Origin of the sequence: Collinsella sp. AF05-9, assembly GCF_003465595.1 — a bacterium.
GTDB lineage: Bacteria > Actinomycetota > Coriobacteriia > Coriobacteriales > Coriobacteriaceae > Collinsella.
Genome location: NZ_QSBB01000013.1, coordinates 1 through 21,686, shown reverse-complemented (window position 1 = coordinate 21,686; position 21,686 = coordinate 1). Strand labels below are relative to the sequence as shown.

Annotated in this window: 21 protein-coding genes; 11 read left to right on the top strand and 10 right to left on the bottom strand. The window is 59.4% G+C overall.

All coding sequences use genetic code 11. From position 1 onward, the window contains the following. Nucleotides 1–34: 34 nt before the first annotated feature. Nucleotides 35–850: a putative RNA methyltransferase gene (locus DWV43_RS05460; RefSeq protein WP_117790777.1), complete on the bottom strand. Its 816-nt coding sequence runs from the start codon at nucleotides 848–850 to the stop codon at nucleotides 35–37. A 190-nt stretch (nucleotides 851–1,040) separates the two neighbouring features. Here DWV43_RS05460 and DWV43_RS05455 point away from each other — a divergent pair, with 190 nt between their 5' ends. Beyond that, nucleotides 1,041–2,423: an MATE family efflux transporter gene (locus tag DWV43_RS05455; RefSeq protein WP_117817268.1), complete on the top strand. Its 1,383-nt coding sequence runs from the start codon at nucleotides 1,041–1,043 to the stop codon at nucleotides 2,421–2,423. Nucleotides 2,424–2,451: 28 nt separating this feature from the next. On the opposite strand, the gene DWV43_RS05450 is transcribed toward DWV43_RS05455, so the two are convergent. Continuing rightward, entirely contained in the window at nucleotides 2,452–3,318 is an 867-nt protein-coding gene (locus DWV43_RS05450) for a LysR family transcriptional regulator (RefSeq protein ID WP_117817267.1), read from the bottom strand. Between the two features lie 158 nt (nucleotides 3,319–3,476). On the opposite strand from DWV43_RS05450, the gene DWV43_RS05445 reads away from it, so the two are divergent. Further along, nucleotides 3,477–4,379 (top strand): DMT family transporter, encoded by a 903-nt coding sequence (locus tag DWV43_RS05445; protein WP_117817266.1) that lies wholly within the window; start codon nucleotides 3,477–3,479, stop codon nucleotides 4,377–4,379. 88 nt (nucleotides 4,380–4,467) lie between these two features. Next, complete coding sequence (locus DWV43_RS05440) at nucleotides 4,468–5,193, top strand: uracil-DNA glycosylase (protein WP_117817265.1); 726 nt, start codon at nucleotides 4,468–4,470, stop codon at nucleotides 5,191–5,193. 50 nt (nucleotides 5,194–5,243) lie between these two features. Here DWV43_RS05440 and DWV43_RS05435 read toward each other — a convergent pair whose 3' ends face one another. The 3 genes from DWV43_RS05435 to DWV43_RS05425 all read right to left on the bottom strand — a co-directional run bounded on the left by DWV43_RS05435 (nucleotide 5,244) and on the right by DWV43_RS05425 (nucleotide 8,426). After that, nucleotides 5,244–5,924: an SDR family NAD(P)-dependent oxidoreductase gene (locus tag DWV43_RS05435; protein WP_117817264.1), complete on the bottom strand. Its 681-nt coding sequence runs from the start codon at nucleotides 5,922–5,924 to the stop codon at nucleotides 5,244–5,246. Between the two features lie 9 nt (nucleotides 5,925–5,933). After that, nucleotides 5,934–6,656 (bottom strand): VUT family protein, encoded by a 723-nt coding sequence (locus DWV43_RS05430; protein ID WP_233539206.1) that lies wholly within the window; start codon nucleotides 6,654–6,656, stop codon nucleotides 5,934–5,936. Nucleotides 6,657–6,812: 156 nt separating this feature from the next. After that, the gene (locus DWV43_RS05425) at nucleotides 6,813–8,426 is read right to left on the bottom strand and encodes a peptide chain release factor 3 (protein ID WP_117817263.1); all 1,614 of its coding nucleotides are present in this window, start codon (nucleotides 8,424–8,426) and stop codon (nucleotides 6,813–6,815) included. 559 nt (nucleotides 8,427–8,985) lie between these two features. Between DWV43_RS05425 and DWV43_RS05420 the strand changes: the two genes are divergently transcribed. From DWV43_RS05420 to DWV43_RS05405, 4 genes are all read left to right on the top strand, one after another. Next, nucleotides 8,986–9,366, top strand: coding sequence for a GntR family transcriptional regulator (locus tag DWV43_RS05420; protein ID WP_117817262.1), 381 nt, complete (start codon nucleotides 8,986–8,988; stop codon nucleotides 9,364–9,366). A gap of 23 nt (nucleotides 9,367–9,389) precedes the next feature. Continuing rightward, complete coding sequence (locus DWV43_RS05415; protein WP_117817261.1) at nucleotides 9,390–10,271, top strand: ABC transporter ATP-binding protein; 882 nt, start codon at nucleotides 9,390–9,392, stop codon at nucleotides 10,269–10,271. Next, nucleotides 10,268–10,966, top strand: a complete 699-nt coding sequence (locus DWV43_RS05410; RefSeq protein ID WP_117817260.1) for an ABC-2 transporter permease — start codon at nucleotides 10,268–10,270, stop codon at nucleotides 10,964–10,966. Before DWV43_RS05415 ends, DWV43_RS05410 begins: the two co-directional genes overlap by 4 nt. A gap of 68 nt (nucleotides 10,967–11,034) precedes the next feature. Then, nucleotides 11,035–11,910 (top strand): EamA family transporter, encoded by an 876-nt coding sequence (locus DWV43_RS05405; RefSeq protein ID WP_117817259.1) that lies wholly within the window; start codon nucleotides 11,035–11,037, stop codon nucleotides 11,908–11,910. A 94-nt stretch (nucleotides 11,911–12,004) separates the two neighbouring features. Here DWV43_RS05405 and DWV43_RS05400 read toward each other — a convergent pair whose 3' ends face one another. The 3 genes from DWV43_RS05400 to DWV43_RS05390 all read right to left on the bottom strand — a co-directional run bounded on the left by DWV43_RS05400 (nucleotide 12,005) and on the right by DWV43_RS05390 (nucleotide 14,430). Beyond that, the gene (locus DWV43_RS05400; protein ID WP_117817258.1) at nucleotides 12,005–13,309 is read right to left on the bottom strand and encodes a chloride channel protein; all 1,305 of its coding nucleotides are present in this window, start codon (nucleotides 13,307–13,309) and stop codon (nucleotides 12,005–12,007) included. Nucleotides 13,310–13,435: 126 nt separating this feature from the next. Beyond that, the gene (locus DWV43_RS05395) at nucleotides 13,436–13,969 is read right to left on the bottom strand and encodes a TIGR00730 family Rossman fold protein (protein WP_117778952.1); all 534 of its coding nucleotides are present in this window, start codon (nucleotides 13,967–13,969) and stop codon (nucleotides 13,436–13,438) included. A gap of 35 nt (nucleotides 13,970–14,004) precedes the next feature. Beyond that, a complete protein-coding gene (locus DWV43_RS05390; RefSeq protein WP_158569831.1) occupies nucleotides 14,005–14,430 on the bottom strand; it encodes a potassium channel family protein in 426 nt (141 codons plus the stop codon). A 295-nt stretch (nucleotides 14,431–14,725) separates the two neighbouring features. Between DWV43_RS05390 and DWV43_RS05385 the strand changes: the two genes are divergently transcribed. Both DWV43_RS05385 and DWV43_RS05380 read left to right on the top strand, forming a co-directional pair. Further along, nucleotides 14,726–17,530: a transporter substrate-binding domain-containing protein gene (locus DWV43_RS05385; protein ID WP_158569830.1), complete on the top strand. Its 2,805-nt coding sequence runs from the start codon at nucleotides 14,726–14,728 to the stop codon at nucleotides 17,528–17,530. A 41-nt stretch (nucleotides 17,531–17,571) separates the two neighbouring features. Further along, a complete protein-coding gene (locus DWV43_RS05380) occupies nucleotides 17,572–18,051 on the top strand; it encodes a pyridoxamine 5'-phosphate oxidase family protein (RefSeq protein ID WP_117817255.1) in 480 nt (159 codons plus the stop codon). A gap of 96 nt (nucleotides 18,052–18,147) precedes the next feature. Here DWV43_RS05380 and DWV43_RS05375 read toward each other — a convergent pair whose 3' ends face one another. Further along, complete coding sequence (locus DWV43_RS05375; RefSeq protein WP_117817254.1) at nucleotides 18,148–19,359, bottom strand: MalY/PatB family protein; 1,212 nt, start codon at nucleotides 19,357–19,359, stop codon at nucleotides 18,148–18,150. A 112-nt stretch (nucleotides 19,360–19,471) separates the two neighbouring features. Further along, on the bottom strand, nucleotides 19,472–20,209 hold the full coding sequence (tsaA, locus tag DWV43_RS05370; protein WP_231501598.1) for a tRNA (N6-threonylcarbamoyladenosine(37)-N6)-methyltransferase TrmO: 738 nt from the start codon (nucleotides 20,207–20,209) through the stop codon (nucleotides 19,472–19,474). Between the two features lie 141 nt (nucleotides 20,210–20,350). On the opposite strand from tsaA, the gene DWV43_RS05365 reads away from it, so the two are divergent. Together DWV43_RS05365 and DWV43_RS05360 are read left to right on the top strand one after the other, a co-directional pair. Beyond that, nucleotides 20,351–21,178, top strand: coding sequence for a TipAS antibiotic-recognition domain-containing protein (locus DWV43_RS05365; RefSeq protein WP_117773963.1), 828 nt, complete (start codon nucleotides 20,351–20,353; stop codon nucleotides 21,176–21,178). A 52-nt stretch (nucleotides 21,179–21,230) separates the two neighbouring features. Further along, a complete protein-coding gene (locus DWV43_RS05360; protein ID WP_117773962.1) occupies nucleotides 21,231–21,476 on the top strand; it encodes a glutaredoxin in 246 nt (81 codons plus the stop codon). The last annotated feature ends 210 nt before the right edge of the window (nucleotides 21,477–21,686 follow it).

Genomic DNA, 21,686 nt, shown 5'->3' with positions numbered 1-21,686 from the left:
TGCCAAAATAAACCTGTCCCTTTTTGGCAGGTTGTTAGCTGTGACGGTACTCGGCGATGATGAAGTCGATGTCGGTTTGAAGGGTGTCCAGGTTTGCCAGGCGCTCTTTATCGGCAGGGCGCGTGCGGTAGTAGTACGGCGTCATTTGGAACACCGCCTCGATGTCAGCCTGGGTCTGGAGCGTAATGTTCGCAAACACCCGCTGCGTTCCGACCAACTCGAGTTCGGTGGTCTTCGGCAGCTTCTCGTCATTGAGATATGGCGTGTCGTAGAGCACCTCTTTGAGGCCAAACAGATGCCGAGCACCCGGCACCACGGTATAGAGCGAGCCCTCTGGCGCCAGCACGCGGGCAAATTCGCGCTCGTTAAAGGGGGCAAAGAGCTCGGTCACCATATCGAAGGCGCCATCGGCCACGGGGATAGCCTTCATGTTGGCCACGAAGTAGGTCGCATCGCCGCGCTTGGCGGCCAGGCGCACCATCTCTTTGCCCAGGTCGAAACCGTAAGCATCTACGCCCGGCACCGCACCCATGGCGCTGGTGTAGTAGCCCTCGCCACAGCAAATATCGAGCAACGTCATGGGGCAGTTCGTTGACGCGGCACGACCAGACACCCGCTCGCGCACCAGCTCGACCATCGCATCGCGCAACGGCGCATAGTAACCGCGGTTCAGAAAGTCGCGACGGCTGCGTGCCTGCGACTTGGGATCGCCCATGGAGTCACCGCTCTTGGACGAGCGCAGCAGATAGAGATAGCCCTCGCGCGCACGGTCAAATCGGTGTCCGCCCGCGCATGCAGCACCGCGCTCGTCGTCCACCAACGGTTCATGGCAAACGGGACACAACAACATGGCAACTCCTTAGCGCGAACAACACAACGCCCACCATTGTCGCACGCCTTCCCCACCTAGTCATAGAAGAGACAAGGAGTGTCCCCAGCTGCCGGCAGAAAAGGAACGTCCCTAAGTGCCGACTAGTCGATTAGGAGTATCATCGTCTGCGCAAATAAGCACGAATGAGCATGTTAGAGATTGAGAGCGTATGGCAGACACCGCATCTAAGCACATTGACATGACCACCGGCTCGCTGTGGCGCAATATTCCCCTGTTCGCCTTTCCCGTCGCCGCCACGAGCATCTTGGAGCAGCTGTCGAACCTCATCGCCACGGTCATCATCGGTAACTTCTCGGGCGACCAGGGAACCCTCGCCATGGCGGCGGTCGGCTCCAATGTTCCGCTTACCAGTCTTATGATCAACCTGTTTATTGGGCTGTCGCTTGGCTCCAACGTGGTCATCGCCAACGCCATCGGCCGCAACGATCAGAACATGGTCAAGCGCGCCGTCCATACCTCGATTCTGATGGCACTCGTGGGCTTTGTCGTCATCGCGCTGGGCGAGGTCTTTGCCGAGCCCATGCTCGCCGCGCTCAACGTCCCTGACGAAACCATGCCGCTCGCATCGCTCTACCTGCGCGTCTTTTTGCTCAGCATGCCCTCGATCTTGCTCTACAACTTTGAGGCCGCAATCTTCCGCTCTGTCGGCATCACCCGCATGCCGCTGCAGGCGCTTGCCGTGTCCACCATCCTCAACATTGGTCTGGACCTCATCTTTGTCCCCGTGCTCCACTGGGGCGTCGCGGGTGTCGCCATCGCCACCGCCATCGCCTACACCGTCAGCGCCGCCACACTCTTTGTCCACCTGCTCAAGACCGACTCCGTCGTCCGCGTCACCCCACGCGACTTAGGCTTAGACCCCGTCGCCCTCAAGCGCATCGTTAAGATCGGCCTGCCCGCCGGCATCCAAAGCGCCGTCTTTGCCGTCGCTAACATCATCATCCAGTCCGCCATCAACAGCCTGGGCACCGAGGTCATGGCGGCATCCAGCGCTGCCATGAGCCTGGAGTACGTGTGCTACAACCTGCTCAACAGCTTTAGCCAGGCCTGCACCACCTTTGTGGGACAAAACCACGGTGCCCGCCAGATCGACCGCTGCACCAAGACGCTCAAGGTCTGCCTGATCGAAGGCGGTATCGTTGCACTCACCACGATCATCGTTATTGTCGGCCTAGGGCGCGAGATCTTGTCGCTCTTTAACAGCGATCCCAACATCGTCTCGATCGGCTATATCCGCGTGTGCTCGATCTTCCCGGCATACGCCTTTAGCATGTTCTACGAAAACATGTCCGGTTACCTGCGCGGCTTTGGCATCTCGCTCATGCCTGCCCTCATCACCATGATCTGTGTCTGCGGCATCCGCTTCTATTGGGTATTCTGCGTGTTCCCGCACTTCCGCACCTTTCCGAACATCATGATGGTCTACCCCATCAGCCTGGGCACCACGGCGTTCTTTATGGTCGTGGCGGTATTGCTCTGTCACCCGGCACGCACCTACCGTCTGGCGCAAGCCAAGACCGGGACGCGCTAGGCATGCGCGGCAAGGCGGCATACGGCAACTAGCTGACGATATGCGAGCTCATATAATCGATAAAGCGCCTCGTGGCGATAGGCATGGTGTCCCAGCTGCGCCAAGCCGCCACCACATCGCGCGAGGGAGCGTGCACGATGGGACGCACGCGGATACCGGCCTTCATGCCCTCGACCGTACGACGGTAGAGCATGCTCACGCCTAGGCCCTCCTCCACCATCGCCATGATGGTGTAGTCGTCGGTCACCTCGCTCGTCACGTGCGGCGACAGCCCATGCGCCGCGAATGCATCGAGCACCAGGCTCTGTTCGCCCTCATCCAGCAGCACAAACGGCTCGGACGCCAGGTCGGCGAGCGTCACCTTTTCCTTTGCCGTCAGCGGATGCGCGGTCGGCAGCAGCGCCACCAACTCGTCGTGATAGACCACGCGCTTCTCGAGCCCAGCGGTAAATCCGCGCGCCGTAAAGCAAAAGTCAACCACGCCATCGTGCACCCACTGGGCGTTGCGCGTGTAATCGCCCTGCTTGAGGGTAAAGTGCACGCCCGGGTGCAGGGCCCCAAAGTCGCGAATCACGCGCGGCAACACGGTACGGCTCACGTTGGTAAACGTCGCAATGCGAATATCGGTCGAGGAGAGTCCCAGCAACTCCTGGCGTTTGCCCTCGAGCTCGGCCTCGGCAGTTACAATCTGGCGCAGATACGGCAGATACTGTTTGCCGTCGCGCGTAAGCGATACGCCCTGCTTACCGCGCTCGATAATCGTGGTGCCCAGCTCGCGCTCGAGCGCCTTGACGGCCTGGCTCACCGCGCTTTGCGTATAGCCCAGCTCGTCGGCCGCGCCCTTCAGACTGCCGCAATCGACCACCATACATACAATCTGATATCGCGATGCCATCGTGCCTCCACATCGATGTAGCCGTAAAACGTTTTGCCAGCGCTTTTTCTAGCAACATTAGTATTTCTTAATCATACTGAAGATACATTCGCTTTACTACATCCACATCTGGGAGCAGAATCCTTTTTGCGAAACCGTTCTGTAACAAAAGGAGTCCCATGGATCGCAAAAAAGCAATCGCGCTCTCATTTTCCGTTCCCGTCGCATGGGGCTTTTCGTACCCCCTCATGAAGATCGGCATGGACAGCATGAACGCCACGAGCATCGTTGCGCTGCGCTGCATCATCGCCTTTGTGGCCTGCCTGCTGCTCTTCCACAAGCACGCGCTGCGCATTAACCGCGACCTGATGGTTCGCGCCGCCATCATCGGCGCCATCATGGCAACCGAGCTCACCTGCATGTGCTTGGGCTCCAGCCTTACCTCCGCCTCCACCGCCGGCTTTTTGCAGAGCCTGACGGTCGTGATCGTGCCGTTTGCCAACGCCGCCCTGCTGCGTCGCGCCCCCGAGCGCAAGGTACTCATCGGCACCGCCATCGTCACCTGCGGTATGCTGCTGCTCTCGGGTGCCGACTTTACCAGCCTGAATCCCGGCGCGATCATCATGCTGCTCTCCGCTTTTGTCTATGCCGGCCATATCATTGTGGCGAAGCGCTTTGTCGAAGATGTCGACCCGCTGGCTCTGGGCGTTTGGCAGCTGGGCTTTGGCGGCCTGTTCTCGGGCATCGCCGCATTTGCCTTTGGCGGCTTTACGCTTCCCAGCACGCCGAGCGAGGTCGCGGTCGTCGTCGCACTCGCGCTCATCTGCTCTGCCTATGGCTTTATCACCCAAACGCTCGTGCAGCCCCACGTGCCCGCCGAGACCACCGGCTTCGCCTTCTCGCTCGAGCCGGTCTGCTCCGCTGTCTTCTCGTTCTTCCTGGTCGGCGAGGTCCTGAGCCCCATCGCCTTCTTTGGCGCCGCCCTCATCCTCACCGGCGTGATGGTGGCAACCGTCGAGCTCCCGTGCCTTCGCTCGCAAGGACACGCTCACATGGCAGGAGCGACCGAGCGCGTCTCGTAGACCCCACTCTTCATACAGCCGCGGCATAAAGGCAATCGGTGCGCCTTTACAATAGATACCAACAGAGTATCTGCCATAAAGGAGCCCCATGGACACCGCAACTCGCGACCGCAACATAGCAACCTGGTTGGGCGATGCGCCGCAGCCGGTACGTGACACTACGAACCAGCTGCTCGAGCGCATCGCCCTTTTGCGTGCCGAGCAGACCATCTACCCGGCACAAGACGACATCCTCAATGCCCTCGTCTACACGCCGGCAGACCAAGCCAAAGTTGTCATCTTGGGTCAAGACCCCTATCACGGACCCAACCAGGCCATGGGGCTTTCGTTCTCGGTCCCCGCGACGCAAACCAAGCTGCCGCCGAGCCTGCGCAACATCTATAAGGAACTCAACGCCGATCTGGGTTGCCCCATTCCCGCCACGGGAGACCTAACCCCATGGGCACAACAGGGCGTCCTGCTCCTCAACACCACACTCACCGTGCGCGAGCATGCCGCCAATTCGCACGCCAAGCTGGGCTGGAGCACCCTGACCGACTACGTCATCGAGCGCTGCTGCCAGCTGCCCCAGCCGGTAGTCTTTTTGGCATGGGGTCGCTTTGCCCAGCAGATGGTCGAGGGCAAGCTTGCCGCGACCGGCGCGGGAAAGGCAACCGGCAAGTTCTGTCTGGCCTCTACGCACCCCTCGCCGCTTTCGGCCAACCGTGCCACGGCAGAACTCCCCGCTTTTATGGGGTCGCGCCCCTTCTCGGCAGCCGATCGGCTACTCGAACAGCACGGCTCGACCCCCGTCAACTGGACTTGCCTCGGATAAAAACCGGTACATCAAAAACGCGCCCGACGGCTTTCCATCGGGCGCGTTTCCTATTCGGGCCAAATAAATTGTGTGCGGCCGGCCTCGCCGCCATCGATCAGCAGGCTCTGCCCGGTCATAAAACGGTTGGTCACGCCCACAAAGTAGATCCACTCAGCGATCTCCTGGGCGGTAGCCCAGCGCTTAAGCGGCGTGAGCTCCATAATCTGGTTCCACAGGCGCTCGTCTTCCATCACGCAACGGTTGAGCGGCGTGATAACGCCGCCCGGGTCCACACTGTTGGCGATGGCCTGCGGTGCTAGGCGGTTTGCAAGGTTCTTGGTGTAGGCGATAACGCCGCCCTTGCTGGCGGCATAGGCGGGAAACTCCGATCCCGTATGTCCGCTCGCCGACCCCACATTGACCACGGATTTGATAGCCGCTGTCGGCTTGGCGGCAAGCCCCTCCCCCACAAAGGCGTAGCGTTCGGTCACGTTGATGGTGCCACGCAGGTTGGCGGCAATGTCATCGGCCGAATCCTGTACACCGGCAACGTTCACGATTACCTGAGGCTCAAGGTCGCCTGGAAACGAGTTAGGCTCGCGTACATCAACGATCAGATGGCGGTAGCGCTCGTGCTCGACCGCCGCCGGCAGCAGGTCAAAGCCCACGACCTCGTGGCCCTCGTCCAAAAAGCGCTGCACGCACGCGGCTCCGATACCGCCCGAAGCGCCCGTGATCAAAACCCGCATACTTGCTCCTTAGGCGGTTGCGTGGCGCTCGAGGTACTCGGAGCCCACATTCTCGCGCTCCCAGCCGCGCACGACCTTATAGCCCACGGGGCTCAGAAAGACCTCGCACAGCAGCTCGGCAACAGCGCCGGTCAGCGAGCACATAAGGACCTGCACCCAGGTCCAACCAAAGAACGTGTGGCTCACCACAATGGCAAAGACCAGGTTATCGACAAACTGACCGATGCCCGTAGACACATAGGAGCGGAAGGCAAAGCTCGCAAAGTTATTCTTTTTGAGCATGCGGCCGAGCGACTGGTTGAGCGTGGAGTTAACCACGGCAGAAACGAGCATTGCCAGCGAAGAGCCCAGCACCACGTACCAGGTGCCGCCGATGGTGGCGTTAAGGGCGGTGTTGACCTCGATCATACCCGTGTCGTAGTAGGCGCCCCACATGCCGGGCGTGAGCGAGCATGCCCAAAAGCACAGGCTCACGGCCAGGTTGACCAGCAGCGCGAGGATAGAGATTTTGATGGATGCCTTGGCGCCAAAGCGCTTACAGATCATGTCCTGGCACAAAAACGAAACCCAGCTCACCACAAAGCCGCAATCGAGTGCCAGATACGGCAGGCTGATGAGCTCTTTGTTGGCCAGCAGGTTCATCATGATGACGCTCACGAAAAACAGCGAAACCGTTGCCGCGGGAATGCTCCGCAACAGGACCTTGTAGTCCTCCATGACCTTCTTGATCATTATGTACTCCTTTGGTTTTAGGTTTAACGAGCAGGATATCGGACCCGAACTGCTCGGACGTCACGGTCTTGAGACGACGGTGGGTATAATAGCCGCTCACGCGGCATCAGGCAAGCAAACGACGCGGCAGCCCCACAGGGCCACCGCGCCGGTGCGCTAAAACGTTACGTTGCCAAACTCCGACAGGATAAGATCGGGGTTGTGATCGGTTGCCCAGTCCACGTTCCACGGGCTCGTGAACAGCAGCAGCTTGCCGCCGCGCATGTCCTCGACGCGCAGCGTGTCGCGCGTGAGCGAAAGGCCCGGGATATCAATGGTATCGGGGTCGTTCTGAATCCAGCGGATGTCCGTATAGGGCAGCGGCTGGCGACGGACCTCAACACGATACTCGGCCTTGAGGCGGCGCTCGAGTACCTCAAACTGCAGCACACCGACCACGCCCACGATGACGCTCTCCATGCCGGCACCCAGCTCGCGGAAGATCTGGATGGCACCCTCCTGGGCAAGCTCCTCCATACCCTTGACGAACTGCTTGCGCTTGAGCGTGTCGACCTGCGTAATGCGAGCGAACATCTCGGGGGCAAACGTCGGGATCTGCGGATACTGCACGTGGCGCTTGCCGGAGCACACGGTGTCGCCGATGCTAAAGATACCCGGGTCGAACAGGCCCACGATATCGCCCGCGTACGCCTCGTCCACGATGGCGCGGTCATCGGCCATCATCGACGTGCCCGTGGCAAGCTTGAGCTTGCGGTTGCCCTGCACGTGGAAGGCGTCCATGCCACGCTCGAACTTGCCCGAGCAAATGCGCACAAAGGCGATGCGGTCGCGGTGGTTCTTGTCCATATTGGCCTGGATCTTAAACACAAAGCCGCTAAAGTCATCGCGGCAGGGATCGACCGGTTCGCTGGTGAGCGTATCGGTATAGGCGCGCGGCGTCGGGGCCAGACGCAGGAACTCCTTGAGGAAGGGCTCCACGCCAAAGTTGGTGAGCGCCGAGCCAAAGAACGCCGGGCTCAGCTTGCCGCAGGCCACGGCATCCAAGTCGAGCTCGTCGCCGGCGCCATCGAGCAGCTCGATGTCGTCCATCAGGTTCTTATGGTTCTCTTCGCCAATAAGCTCGTCCATGGAAGGATCGCCCAGCTCGGCCTCGACCTCGGCGACCTTCTTGGTGGCGTTGGCGTGGCCGTCGCCCTCAAAGGCAATGACGCGACGGGTCTGACGGTCGAACACGCCGCGGAAGTTGCGGCCGCTGCCGATCGGCCAGTTCATGGGATACGTATTGATACCCAGGACGTTCTCGATCTCTTCCATGAGCTCAAACGGATCGCGAGCCTCGTGGTCGAGCTTATTCACAAAGGTGAAGATGGGAATATGGCGCAGCGTACAGACCTTAAAGAGCTTTTTGGTCTGGGCCTCGACGCCCTTGGCGCCGTCGATGACCATGACTGCGGCGTCGGCGGCCATAAGGGTACGGTAGGTATCCTCCGAGAAGTCCTGGTGGCCGGGGGTATCGAGGATGTTGACGCAGGCGCCGTTATAGGTGAACTGCAGTACCGAGGAGGTAACGGAAATACCGCGCTCCTTCTCGATGTCCATCCAGTCCGAGACGGCATGCTTGGCCGAGCTCTTGCCCTTGACCGAGCCGGCAGTCTGGATGCTGCCGGTATAGAGCAGCAGCTTCTCGGTAAGCGTGGTCTTACCGGCGTCCGGGTGGCTGATAATCGCGAACGTGCGGCGCGACGAGATTTCATCCGACAGGCTTGCCATGCGGATCCTTTCTTGCATTGAGTGCATTACGTCGTTGTAACCGCACCATTGTAGCCGCGAAATCCCGCCATAGGGCACCTATCAGGACAAATTCATTAGCCAAGCTCGTTGTGCACCTGGCAGTCGCCTCAAGGACTGTCTCGATCTGTAACAGTAAGACGGGTTTTGAGCCTCTACCTGTTACAGATCAAGACAAACCGGCAGGCCCGCCGGCACAATCTCGATTTGTAACATCTGACCGCCCAAATTGGGTCTAGCTGTTACAAATCGAGATAAACGGGAAGGCGAGCCGCCAATGTCTCGTTCTGTAACATCTAGCCGCGCAAATCGACTCTTACTGTTACAGACTGAGACAAATAGGCAAGCGGGCAAATAAGATCTCGATCTGTAACAGCAGGCGACCCAAAACGGACCCAGGTGTTACAGATTGAGATTGTTTTGGAGCAAGCGCGGCGCCGATGGGCTATTCCACATTTAGCTCTTGCATAACTGTGCATAGTGTATATATACTGTGCTTACCGGTTATATACACGTGTAACCCAACAGCTAAGGAGCCGCTGTGGACATCATCCTATCCAATTCGAGCGATAAGCCTATCTACGAACAGATATCCTCACAGGTCAAAGCTCAGATCCTTTCGGGCACACTCACTGCGGGAGCCAAACTCCCCAGCATCCGCGCGCTCGCGAGCGATCTTGGCGTGAGCGTCATCACCACCAAGCGCGCCTACGCCGACCTGGAGCAGCTCGGGTTTATCTGCACCGTGCAGGGCAAGGGCTGTTTTGTCGCCGAGGGCAACCAGGAGCTCTTGCGCGAAAACCAGCTCTGCCATATCGAAGAACTGCTTGCGAAAGCGGCGAGCCAAGCCGAAGCCCTGGGCGTTACGCGCGACAAGCTGCACGAGATGCTCGACCTGATAGCCCCCGAAACCATGCAGTAGCCATCTGCAAGAAAGGCTATACCATGCAAAACCTTCTAGAACTCAAAGGCATCTCACGCCGTGTGAGCGACCGTTTTTCACTGCGAGACGTCACACTTGCCGTGGAGCCCGGCCAGATCGTTGGCTTTGTGGGCGCAAATGGCGCCGGCAAGACGACGACCATTCGCGCCGCGCTCGGGCTTATAAAGCTCGATGCCGGCGAGGCGCATCTGCTTGGACAGCGCTGCGACGCCAACGCGCCCGACGAGGCACAGCGCCACCTGCGCTCCCGCGTCGGCCTTGTCCTGGACACATGCCCCTTCCCCTCCACGCTCAAGGTGGGCCAGGTCGAGAGGCTCGTAGGCCCGGCGTACCCCACGTGGAGCTGCGAAACGTTCGCCGGATTCATCGACCGATTTGGCCTCGATCCCAAGACGAAGGTCAGGGACCTCTCCCGCGGCATGGGCATGAAGTTGCAGCTTGCCTGCGCACTCAGTCACAATGCCAAGCTGCTCGTTTTGGACGAAGCCACCGCAGGCCTTGATCCCATGGCGCGCGAGGAACTGCTCGACGAGCTGCTTGCCTTTGTCGCCGACGGCCAGCGCAGCGTGCTGCTCTCGAGCCACATTACGTCCGACCTCGATCACACCGCCGACCGCGTCATCTGCATCGATAACGGCTCGATTGTGTTTGACCTGCCGCGCGAGGACATTACCGACCGAGCCGGCATCGCTCACTGCACTCAGGCACAGGCCGCCGAGCTTATGGCTTGCGTCGAAGACGCCCGCGCCGCCCACCACGCCTACAGCGTGGACGTGCTCGTGCCCGACCGTCGCGAAACGCTCGAGGCCTTTCCAGAGATTCCCTGCGATCGGGCAACCATTGATGACTATCTTCGCCTCATGCTGAAAGGGGCTTCGAAATGAAACGCGCCTTTATGTCCGAGCTCGCCATCGTTCGCACGCTCGCCCCGAGCATCGCGGGCGTCGGCCTGTTCATCTTCGTCGTACTGACCCTCGCCAACGCATCGGATGGCGATTCCGGTATGAGCGCCGGCGCCTGCGCGGTCAGTGCCATGTCGCCCATCATGGTCATGAGTTCGCTGGCCGGCTTCGACAATCAAAACGGATGGGAGCGTTATCGGGCGACGCTGCCCATCTCGCGCAAAGACATCATCTGTGCACGCTACCTGAGCATCATTGCCTTCTCGGCCGTTATGACCTGCGCCGCCGCGCTTTTGAGCATCATCACCTTTCCGTTCTTCGATCACATGGGCATGCCCTCGACGGGACAGATCGTCTTTGAGACCACGATAGCCTCCGCCGCATCGATGCTCATCTCCCTCATGATGGTGTTTTTGGCACAGCCGCTGTTCTTCCGATTTGGACACATGGAGGCGCTGCGCTTTTCCGTCGGCCTGTTTGCCCTGCTCGGATGCCTTGCCATGGCCACGCTGAGCTCCTCCAACCCCATCAGCAACTGGCTCATGTCGATTACTGGGGCAAACCCCGATCCCGCCGTCCTCGGCTGCCTGTGCGCAGGAATTGCCGTACTGGCCCTCGTGCTCTTTGCACTGAGTTGCGCCATCAGTACCAAGGTCTATCGAGCACGCGACCTGTAGGCAAGCGCGGTATCATCGGGCATGCGCCGCAGATCTGGCGCGGTCTTTTATGAGGAGGCGCTCAACCCGTGTCGTGGGTTACAGCAGCATTTGCATCAGCTTTCTTTGCCGGCATCACATCCATTTTGGCCAAATGCGGCATCAGACACACCGACTCCGACGTTGCAACCGCCATCCGTACTTGCGTGGTGCTCGTATTTGCCTGGGCAATGGCGGGCATTTCTGGATCCATCGGAGCAATCGGCACCATTCCCGCCAAAGCCTGGCTATTCCTCACCCTCTCGGGACTCGCCACCGGCGCCTCGTGGATCTGTTACTTTAAGGCGCTCAGCATCGGAGACGTCAACAAGGTTGTACCCGTCGACAAGATGAGCACCGTGCTCGCCGTGCTGATCGCCATAGTGCTTTTTGGTGAGACAGGCAACCTGGCGGTCAAGCTCGTGGGAACCGCAGTTATCACGCTCGGCACGTTTTTGATGATCGAGAAAAAGCAGTCCGTCGGCGCAGGGCAAAAGCAAGACCGAGCCTGGCTCGCTTACGCCCTCGGCGCCGCCGTGTTCGCGGCACTCACCTCCGTCCTCGCCAAGATCGGCATCGAAGGTGTCGAGTCAAACCTGGCCACGGCAATCCGCACCTGTGTGGTACTTGTTATGGCATGGGCAATCGTGGCTGTCAAGGGAAAGCTGGAGCAGGTCGCGCGCATTGACCCGCGCGAACTCGCATTTCTTGCGGCATCGGGCATTGCGACCGGCGCGTCGTGGCTGCTGTACTACTACGCCATCGCTGCAGGCCAGGTGAGCGTCGTCGTGCAAATCGACAAACTATCGATTGTCGTATCGGTGCTGTTCGCACGACTGGCCTTCAACGAAAAGCTGTCGCATCGAAGCGCCATCGGCCTTTTCCTCATCGTGCTGGGCACCGCCCCGCTCGCGATTTGGAAGTAGCGTCGGTGCCAGGCGAGATTCAGTCCACCCGCAAATCCGTGACACAGCGCCCACACCGGGCTTGAGATGTTTGTATTGCCCGCGCGCTACCGTGCTACTTGCGCAGCGGCTTGGGCAGCGGAATGCCCACCGCGATGACGGCGGCGATGATCATGCAGACGATGCCCTTGAGTGGGAAGCACATGAGCAGCAAGCCCACAACCATGACCGGCTGACGCATAACGGCGCCCATCGTCGAGGCCGTGCAGACGGCGACGCAAAAGACCGGATCGGCGCCGGTGAGGATGGCAAGGCCATAGCCCAGGCTCACACCCGAGAAGATAACCGGGAAGAAGTGGCCGCCACGCCAACCAAGGTTGATGAGGGCGGGCGTCAGCATGGCCTTAACAAGACCGGTCGCGATAAGCACGCCGGCGGGAATGGTCAGATAGGTCTCCATGAGCACGTCGGCTTGGGTCTCGCCGGCAAACATGGTGTAGGGCAGGACCGTGCCACAGATGGCGAGCGCCAGACCGGCCAGCATGGCCTTGACGACAGGGCGCTCCCCTATGGCGTGGGCCAACGCCTCGCTCGCGTGCTCCGAGACAAAGTACAGCCGGCCGCAGGCCGTACCGATGAGTGCCAGGGGAATAAGCCAGGCAAGCTCAAGGTTGCCCACCCGGGCAGCCTCGAACCTCGGCATACCCATACCGCCGCCCATGAGTTGGCCGAGCAGTAGATAGGTGCCCAGGCCGCCGGCAATCGCGATGCCGTAGACCACGGTCTTTTGCGCCTTGGGCAGTTTGATGGTGATCTCGTCGGATTCGGAGTCTCCATCGTCGTCGGCGCCCTGGCCGTCAGCGCTACCGGCGAGCGGCGCCACAAAGCCAAAGACGGGCGCGGTGAAGAGCGCCGTCAGGGCGGCCTGGGTGCCCAGCAGCGTGAGCTGCCTAAACTCGACGCCAAAGCGACGCATGCGGTCGCCGACCCAGCTGCACAGGCCCGTGATAACGCCGGTCAGGCCGGCCTCCGGTCCAATGCTTCCGCCAAACAGCAGCGGCAGCAATGCCGCAAGCGAAAGCTTGCCCAGGTTGTCGTACGGGTAGCAACCGTCCTGTTTAACCTTGGCCATCACCTGGTTAAGGTCGTCGGTCTTGGTGCCCGTCATCTTTTCGTACAGACCGATCAGCAGGCCGCCCAGCAGGCAGACGAAAAACGGATACGGCAAAAACCCGAACGGGCCGCTCGCGAGCTCGGGCGAAGCGACGCCCAGCATGTGCGGGATCTCGGTCCATAGATAGTCGATACCGTGCTCCATCGCAAAGAAGAACAGCCAGACCGCAGCGCCTGCAAACGCACCGGTCACGGCCACGCTCACTAAGAACAGCGCACGGTTTTTGGGTTTTGCAAGGTTATCCATCGGGACCTCCCGTGGTCAGAATCGGCAAAGATACGTTTTATTGTAGGACGGGCACAGCGCGGACGGGCCAACCATCTACGCCGCGAACAGCGCCGTTGGGTGCCGCACACGCGACGGGCCCAAGGCTTAGCTGCCGATAATCGATGCGATTTGGTGCAGGTCGTCGGCAAAGTAGATGCCGGCCTGGCGCTGCGGGCTCGATAGGCCCTTGTCGATCATGTGCCCGAGCAGCGACCTAAGGTCGTTGTAGTAACCGTCCAAGTTGTACAGGATGCACGGCGCGCTCAGATGGCCCAGCGACACGGCCGACATGACCTCGGCAATCTCCTCGAGCGTGCCCGTACCGCCCGGAAAGGCGATGAACGCATCGCCGAGCTCGATCATCTTGGCCTTACGCTCGGCCATATCACTCGTCACGATCAGGTCGTCGATACCATCGTGCTGAAACTCGGCCTCGATAAAAAAGCTCGGCTCCACACCGGTCACGTGTCCGCCGGCATCGAGCACGCTATCGGCGAGCGCGCCCATCAGCCCCGACTTGGACCCGCCGTATACCAGCGCGTGGCCGTTGGAGCCAATCCATGTGCCGAGCTGCTGCACCGCAGGCAGAAACGCCGGGTCGTTACCGACGCTGGCGCCCAGGTATACCGTGATATTCATATTCAGCCCCCTTGTTGTGACGCGCGGCGCCCGCCCTAGCGTTGGCGTCGGCGATATTCGCGCACGCGGCGCGACAGGTCGGCGAGCTCATCGCGATCGAGCTCTTCCAGATGCTCAAGATCGTCCATAAAGCGCGCCATGGTGTCCTTTTGGCGCATCTTGATGAGCGTATTGTAGTAGTTCACCGCCACGCCCGTGAGCATGGCGATGTAGAAGATGCTGATGACGCTCAAAACGACGGTGATAGCGCGGGCAACCGGCGTTTCGGCCGGGATATCGCCAAAGCCGATCGTCGATACGGTCTCAAAGCTAAACCAGAGGCCATCGCCAAACGTAAGGGTCGCAGGGTCGGACAGCCAGACGGCCGTCGAGCACAGCAGGTAGAAGATAAGGAACAGGCCGGTGATGCGCGCAAAGCCAGCCTGGCGCAACACGTCGGCAAGCGTCCTCAACTTGTTCATCGCGACCCCTTTTCCCAAGCGTCCAATCATGTTCGTTCGGTATTGTCCCACACTCGGCACTCGAGGACGCTCCTTTTGTGCTGGCAGAAAGGGACTGTCCCCAACTGCCGGCACATAAGGAACGTCCCTAAGTGCCAACTCCGGCAAAGAGTGTCCCCGGCGACTAGTCGTTTAAGAACGTCCCCAATGACTACTACAACTGCCGGACAGATTGGGAACGTCCCTAAGTGCCGGATGTTAGGCAAGCTGAGCTGGTATCCTTATGCGGTATTATCTCGACTCGATAGGATTGCCTGTGAAACCTTCCGCCGTCCTTCGCTTAGCTCTATATCGCACCCTAGCCGTCGCGCTTGCTGCGCTCACACTACTGAGCGCCGTCATGCCCACCCCAGCCTTTGCCGCCGACTCCGACCAGCAGGTCAAGACGGTCCGCGTTGGCTGGCTCGTCAACAACAAAGGCTTCCAGGAAGGCACGCCGGGCGAGCGCCTCTCGGGATGGGGCTACGAGTACCTCCAGACCCTCTCGTATTACACAAAGGGCTGGCAATACGAATACGTTAGCGGCACCTTCTCCGAGCTTATGGACATGCTCGAGGCAGGCGAAATCGACCTCATGCCCAACATCTCGTATTCGGCAGAACGCGAGCAGAAGCTGCTCTTTTCCTCGAACCCCGAGGGCACCGAGCGCTACTACATCTACGCCAGGCCCGACCGCGACGACCTGGCCAAGGGTGACCCCCAGGCGCTCCAAGGCCTCACCATCGGCTGCAACTCTGGCGTTATGCAAACTATCGTCGGCCAGCAGTGGCTCGCCGACGAAGGCGTTACCTGCACCTATAAAGAAATCGACACCGGCAGTGCCCTCTTTGAGGCGCTTGCAGACGGCGAGGTCGACGCCGTCATCATGAACGACACCATTTCGTCGCCCGATGCGTCACCCATGTTCTACGTAGGCTCGAGCGACTACTATTTTGCCGTTCCCAAAAGCCGCCCTGATCTGATGAACGACATCAACGCCGCCATGACGACCATCGCCCGCGATAACCCGCGCTATAACGAGGAAGTCAAATCGAGTTACTCGACCCAAAACAGTGGCTCGTCATCGCTCACCGGCCCCGAGACCACCTGGCTCAAAGAAAACGGCAATACCATCACGATCGGCTATCTTAAAAACCAACTTCCCTACTGTACGCAAAATGACGACGGCGAGATGGAAGGGTCGCTCGCCTCGCTTGCAACGACGTTGCACGACAAGTTTGGCATTACGGTCAAAACAATCGCACTCTCGAGCAACAAACAAATGATCAAAGCCCTTTCCAACGGGACCATCGATGTCGCCCTGCCGTTGTTTCGCGACTACTGGCTCGCCGAGCAGACAGGGGTCATCCAGTCAAACTCGATGGGAACGGTTTCGCTGACCGCCATTCACAGTGGCAAAAACCTGAACAGCGACCTTAAGAACATCGCTTGTACAAAGAGCACAATCGTTAACCGTTTTGAGCTCGAAAGTCTCTTTCCGAACGCAACGGTAACCGAGTATTCGAATGACGGCGAGGTGCTCAAAGCCCTCGATGAGGGGAAGGCACGTTGCATCATTGTCCCCAGCACGCGCCTGGAAACTCTCCGCGACATCTACGACATCGAGGATTTCGAAACACAGGAACTCACCAACACGGCACAACTATCGTGTTTAATTTCGCGCGGCAAGCCCGAGCTGCTGGGAATCATAAATAAGGGCATCGTCAATGCAGGTGAATCGCTCTCTGCAAACAGCTATTTCCCCACATCGTACTCGGCGCAAGAATCGGATGCGTTCCGACTTCTCTACCGCAACCGCATCGTCATTGCGGCAGTCGTCATTTGCATTTTGCTCACCGGCATCGTCATCCTTGTCTGGTCGCTTTACCGCGCACAGGAGGAACGGCAGAAAGCCGATGCCGCCAACGCCGCCAAAACCGCTTTCCTCACGCGCATGAGCCACGACATCCGCACGCCGCTCAACGGCATCCTGGGCCTTATCGAAATTGAGGAATTGAGAGAAGGCGACATGCAGGTCGCCCGCGAAAGCCGCGCCAAGGCGCGCGTTGCCGCCAATCACCTGCTGTCACTGATTAACGACATCCTCGAGATGGGCAGGATCGAGGAGCGCAAAGTGACGCTCGAGCACGAATCATTCAACCTTAAAGAGCTGTGCGACAATGCGCTCGTACTGTGCAAGCTCCGCGCATCGGACCGCGGCATAACCATGCTCGACACCAGCGAGCCCTACGCTGTCGACCAATATATGATCGGCAGCCCCACCCATATTCGGCAGATCCTTGTCAACCTGCTCGACAACAGCATCAAGTACAACAAGCACGGAGGCACCGTCACGTTCTCATCGACCATCAAACCGGTCGACGACGAGCACGCCGTGTTTTGCTTTAGCGTCTCGGATACCGGCATTGGTATGACATCCGAGTTTTTGGCACACATTTACGAGCCGTTTGCCCAGGAAGGCGACGATGCGCGCAGCAAGTTCCAAGGAACCGGCATTGGCATGTCTATCGTCAAATCGCTCATCGATATGATGGGCGGCACGATTGAGATTTCGAGTGAGGTTGGCGTGGGGAGTACGTTTGACGTCCGGATTCCGCTCGATATCGACAAGAACCCTCAGATAAAAGAATGTGCAGACACGCAGGTAAGCAGCTGCTCACTCGCCGGCATGAACGTCCTTTTGGCAGAAGATAACGAACTCAATGCCGAGATTGCCCAAGCTCTGCTCGAAAGCGAAGGCATCGTCGTGACTCGCGCCGCCGACGGCAACGAAACGGTCGATCTATATGTTGGTCGTCCCGCCGGCAGCTTCGATGCAATCCTGATGGACATCATGATGCCGGGCATGGACGGCTACGAGGCAACCCGGGCGATCCGCCTGAGCGAAAAGGCCGATGCGGCCGACATCCCCATCATCGCGCTCACCGCCAACGCCTTTGCCGAAGACGCCAAGGCGGCACACGACGCCGGCATGAACGCCCATCTGCCCAAACCGCTCGACTTTAGCAAGCTCAAAAACATACTCGCCTGTATCAAGAAAAATGGGGCTGTTTCGCTATAGTTTGTGCTCAACCACCATGCGCAGTAGAAAGGAAGCCAACGATGTTTAGGCCCTTACGTCGAAAGAAACGCGCCATCACCGACGAGAAAGCGCGCGAACTGCTCGCTACCTGCAAGCGCGGCGTCTTTGCCGTCAACGGCGATGATGGCTACCCCTATGCCATTCCCGTCAACTACTTCTTTGACGCCGAGCACGACAAGATTTATTTCCATGGCGCCAAGGCTGGCCACAAGGTCGATTCACTCAGGCATGATGATAAAGTCTGCTTTACCGTTTACGGCAACGTGTGGTACAAGGACGGCGACTGGGCTCCCTACGTTATGAGTACCGTTGTCTTTGGTCGTTGTCGCCTGGTAGATGAAGCGCCCGCGTTTATCGAGGACAAAGTCCGTCAGCTCGCGCTTAAGTACTACCCTTCTGCCGAAGAAGTCGAGGAGGAGATCGCCAAAGACATAAAGGGCGTCCAGCTCTACGAGATTTCGATTGAACATCTTTGCGGCAAGCAGATTCATGAAAAGTAGCGAATGCGGAAAACGCGCTCGCTACCCTCTGCGCCCCATGTGCCCACACATTTTGACGGCGTGGGCACATGGGGCAGCACTCGAATCGAGCGCCCCCTATACCCCAAAAACGTAGCGGTCCAGGCGGGCGCACGCCTCCCTTACGCGCGAAAGCGGCAGCGCCAGATTCACGCGAATGTGGCAGGGCCCGTGGAACGGGCGGCCGTCCTGATACCCCACGCCCACGCGCGCCCCCTCGTCGAGCAGCCACTGAATATCGCGGCCATGCTCGCGGCACCATTCGGTGCAGTCCAGAAACACCATGTACGTGCCTTGCGGACGCGAATAGGACACGCCCGCAAAATGCTCGTCAACGTAATCGCAGAAGCACTCGATATTACCGGCAAGCACCTGGTTGAGCTCGTCCACCCACTCATAGCCCTGAGGCTGATAGGCACCGATAAGCGCATGCATGGAGAGGACGTTCATCTCGTTGTAGTGAGTCTTGTCGGACACGGCGCACACGCGGTCGCGCAGCGTCTCGTTATAGACGATGTGGTAGCTGCCGACCAGGCCCGCCAGGTTAAACGTCTTGCTGGGCGCATAAAGGGCAACCGTGCGCATGCGGGCATCCTCGCTCACCGACTGCGTCGGGATATGCTTGTGACCCGGCAGGATGATATCGGACCAAATCTCATCCGAGATCACCACGCAATCATGCTGGCGATAGATGTCCATGGCGCGCTCGATCTCGTCGCGCTCCCATACGCGCCCGCAGGGATTGTGCGGCGAGCAGAACACCGCGGCATGGATGTGGTTTTGGGCGAGCTTGCGCTCCATGTCCTCATAGTCCATACGCCACACGCCTTGGTCGTCGAGCTTAAGCGGGCTGTGGACAATGCGATAGCCCGCGGCTTCGATAGACTTGGTAAAGCCGATGTAGGTGGGGCTGTGGACCAGCACCGCATCGCCCGGCTGGACATACGCGCGCAGCGTCGACACAACACCGCCCAGCACGCCGTTTTCGTAACCGATATGTTCAGGGCGCAGACCCTCGACGCCATTGCGGCGGCTCTGCCATTCGATGATGCGGTCAGAGTACTCGGCACGCGGATCAAAGTAGCCAAACATGGGGTGCTGGGCACGCTGAATGATGTGTTCCTGGACCGTGGGCACCGTGGCGAAGTTCATGTCCGCCACCCACATGGGAATGCGATCGAAGCCCTCGTCGGGTGCGTTTGGAGCCATGCCGGGGATCTCACCCCAAGAATCAACGGCGATGGAGTCCATGCCGTGGCGGTCGATAAGCGAAGTAAAGTCGTATTTCATCCTGGGCTCCCATGCAAAGCGGATTGTTTTGGTAGGCGTTATTGTCCACCAGCATGGGCGGTTTTGGCATGGGGTTTGGCTCTTAATTTGACGGGTGCGGACGAATGGCTGATTAGTCTTGCGCGTCGTTGACGGCGACTACGGTTAGCCGGGTTTCATCGACCGTAAAAGATATGTCGAGCCCGGCGAAGGCCAAGTGATAAACACGGTTTGGCTCGTGCTTGCTGCCCGCGCGGCGCGGATCCTGGCGAAGAACCTCAACCAAGCCAGGAAGCTTTGTAGGCGGGACCATATCCTGCAGCGCTTGCGGAAACTCGACGTCGAGCTCTTGCCACGGCGCATCCTCAATCCAGCCGCCGGTCGCATCCGGGTGGCAATCCGCAAACGGAATGTAGGGCTTAATGTCGTAGATGGGCGTGCCGTCGCGCAGGTCGGCCCCCAACACATGGATGATGGGACCATCGTCGGTGAGCTCGACACGATCAAGCTTGACGCAGGTGAGACCGATGGGATTAGGGCGAAACGGACTGCGCGTGGCAAAGACGCCCACACGCTCGGCTCCGCCCAGACGCGGCGGACGCACGGTTTTCGACCACTTGGCATTAGTTCCGGACCTGTCCTGCTTTTTGGCATCGGCGGCTATGTCCTTAGCCGTGCCGCCGGGCGTGCCGTTTTCGAAGCGCCAGAGCAACCATAGGTGAGAGAAGGAATCCAGACCCTCAACTGCTGCGTTGGAGGCAAATTCCGGTTCAAAGACGATGCGTCCCTGCAAATGGGGCGCCAAAAAGCTGTTGCGCGGAATGCCGAACTTCTGCGGCAGATCGGTATGTATGTGTGCAATAGGTTCCATGCCGGTCATTGTACGGCATGGAGGCGTGGGACGTTGTACGCAATTCTTCGCCGCAGCCCCCGTCGCGCAACCAACGGTTGCTTGGAAGGGCACCTGCCGCCGCGTATGCTTAAAGCCAACAACCAGCAGAAAGGAGCCGTTATGGCCTTCGCAGAAAAGCTCATTGCTGTCCGTCGCGCCCATCATCTTACCCAAGAGCAACTCGCCGCCAAGCTCTTCGTCACACGTCAAGCCGTCAGCCGTTGGGAACGCGGCGAAGTCACACCGGGCATCGACATGATGAAGCTCATTGCCGCCATAACCGGAGAACCGCTGTCCCACCTGCTCGAAATGCCCGAGCACTATTGTCAGAGCTGCGGCATGATACTCACGCCCAACGACTGCGGCACCGACGCCACGGGCGCCACGACCGACCATTACTGCAAGTGGTGCTACGAGCACGGCAAGTACACCTACGACACCACGATGGAGGCAATGATCGAGGATTGTGCCCCGCGCCTGGCACAAAACACCGGCATGTCGCTCGACGAGGCCGTCTCACTCATGGGTGCCGTCTTGCCGCAGCTGGAGCGCTGGCGCGCCGTGCAGGAAAACGAGGAGCGCTTCGGCGCCGAGGCGCGGGCGCGCTATGGCGACGAGGCTGTCGATGCAGCAAACGAGGCACTGCTGGGCATGGACCCCGAGACATGGAACGACATGAAGGAACTTGAACGCGCTGTTCTGGGCCAGCTCTCGATTGCCATGGGCGATGGCGAACCGGAAGGCAGCGAGGCCCGCAAGCTTGTAGCAATGCACCGTCGATGGATTGGCCTTAACTGGGGACACGAGCCCCAAGACGAAGCATACCTGGGCCTCGCCCACGGCTATCTTGCCGATCAGCGCTTTATCGACTACTACGACAAGCCCTGCGGCACCGGAGCCACGGCGTTTCTGGTCCATGCCATCGAGTCATCAATGGATCGCGCATAGACTGCGGCGGCTTTGGGTATCTCAACCGAAACCTCAACCGATTGGAGACACCATGGCTACTGATCACGAACTCGTGCTCTACGTTATGACCGGCTGCCCGTATTGCATAAAGGTCAAGCGCTTTTTGGCCGATAACGGCGTGACCATCCCCGAGCGCAATATCTCGACCGACCCCGATGCCGAGCAGACACTCATCGCCGTCGGCGGAAAGCGCCAGGTTCCCTGCCTGTTCATCGACGGTAAACCGCTCTACGAGTCGAGCGACATCATCGCGTGGGTGCAGAAGAACCTGCTCTAGCACGCGCACTGCGGCCAGTTCGCGCCAACCGAGCCGAACCCATACGAACCAAACATGTACGCCAGCATCCAAAGTCGACATTTTCCGACATCTTTGGATGCTGACGTACAGCTTTTCAATCTAGTCATTGGGGACGTTCTTGAATGACTAGTCGTTAAAGAACGTCCATTACAGTCGAAATTGTCAGCCCGGGCCCGTCTCGAGCTACGA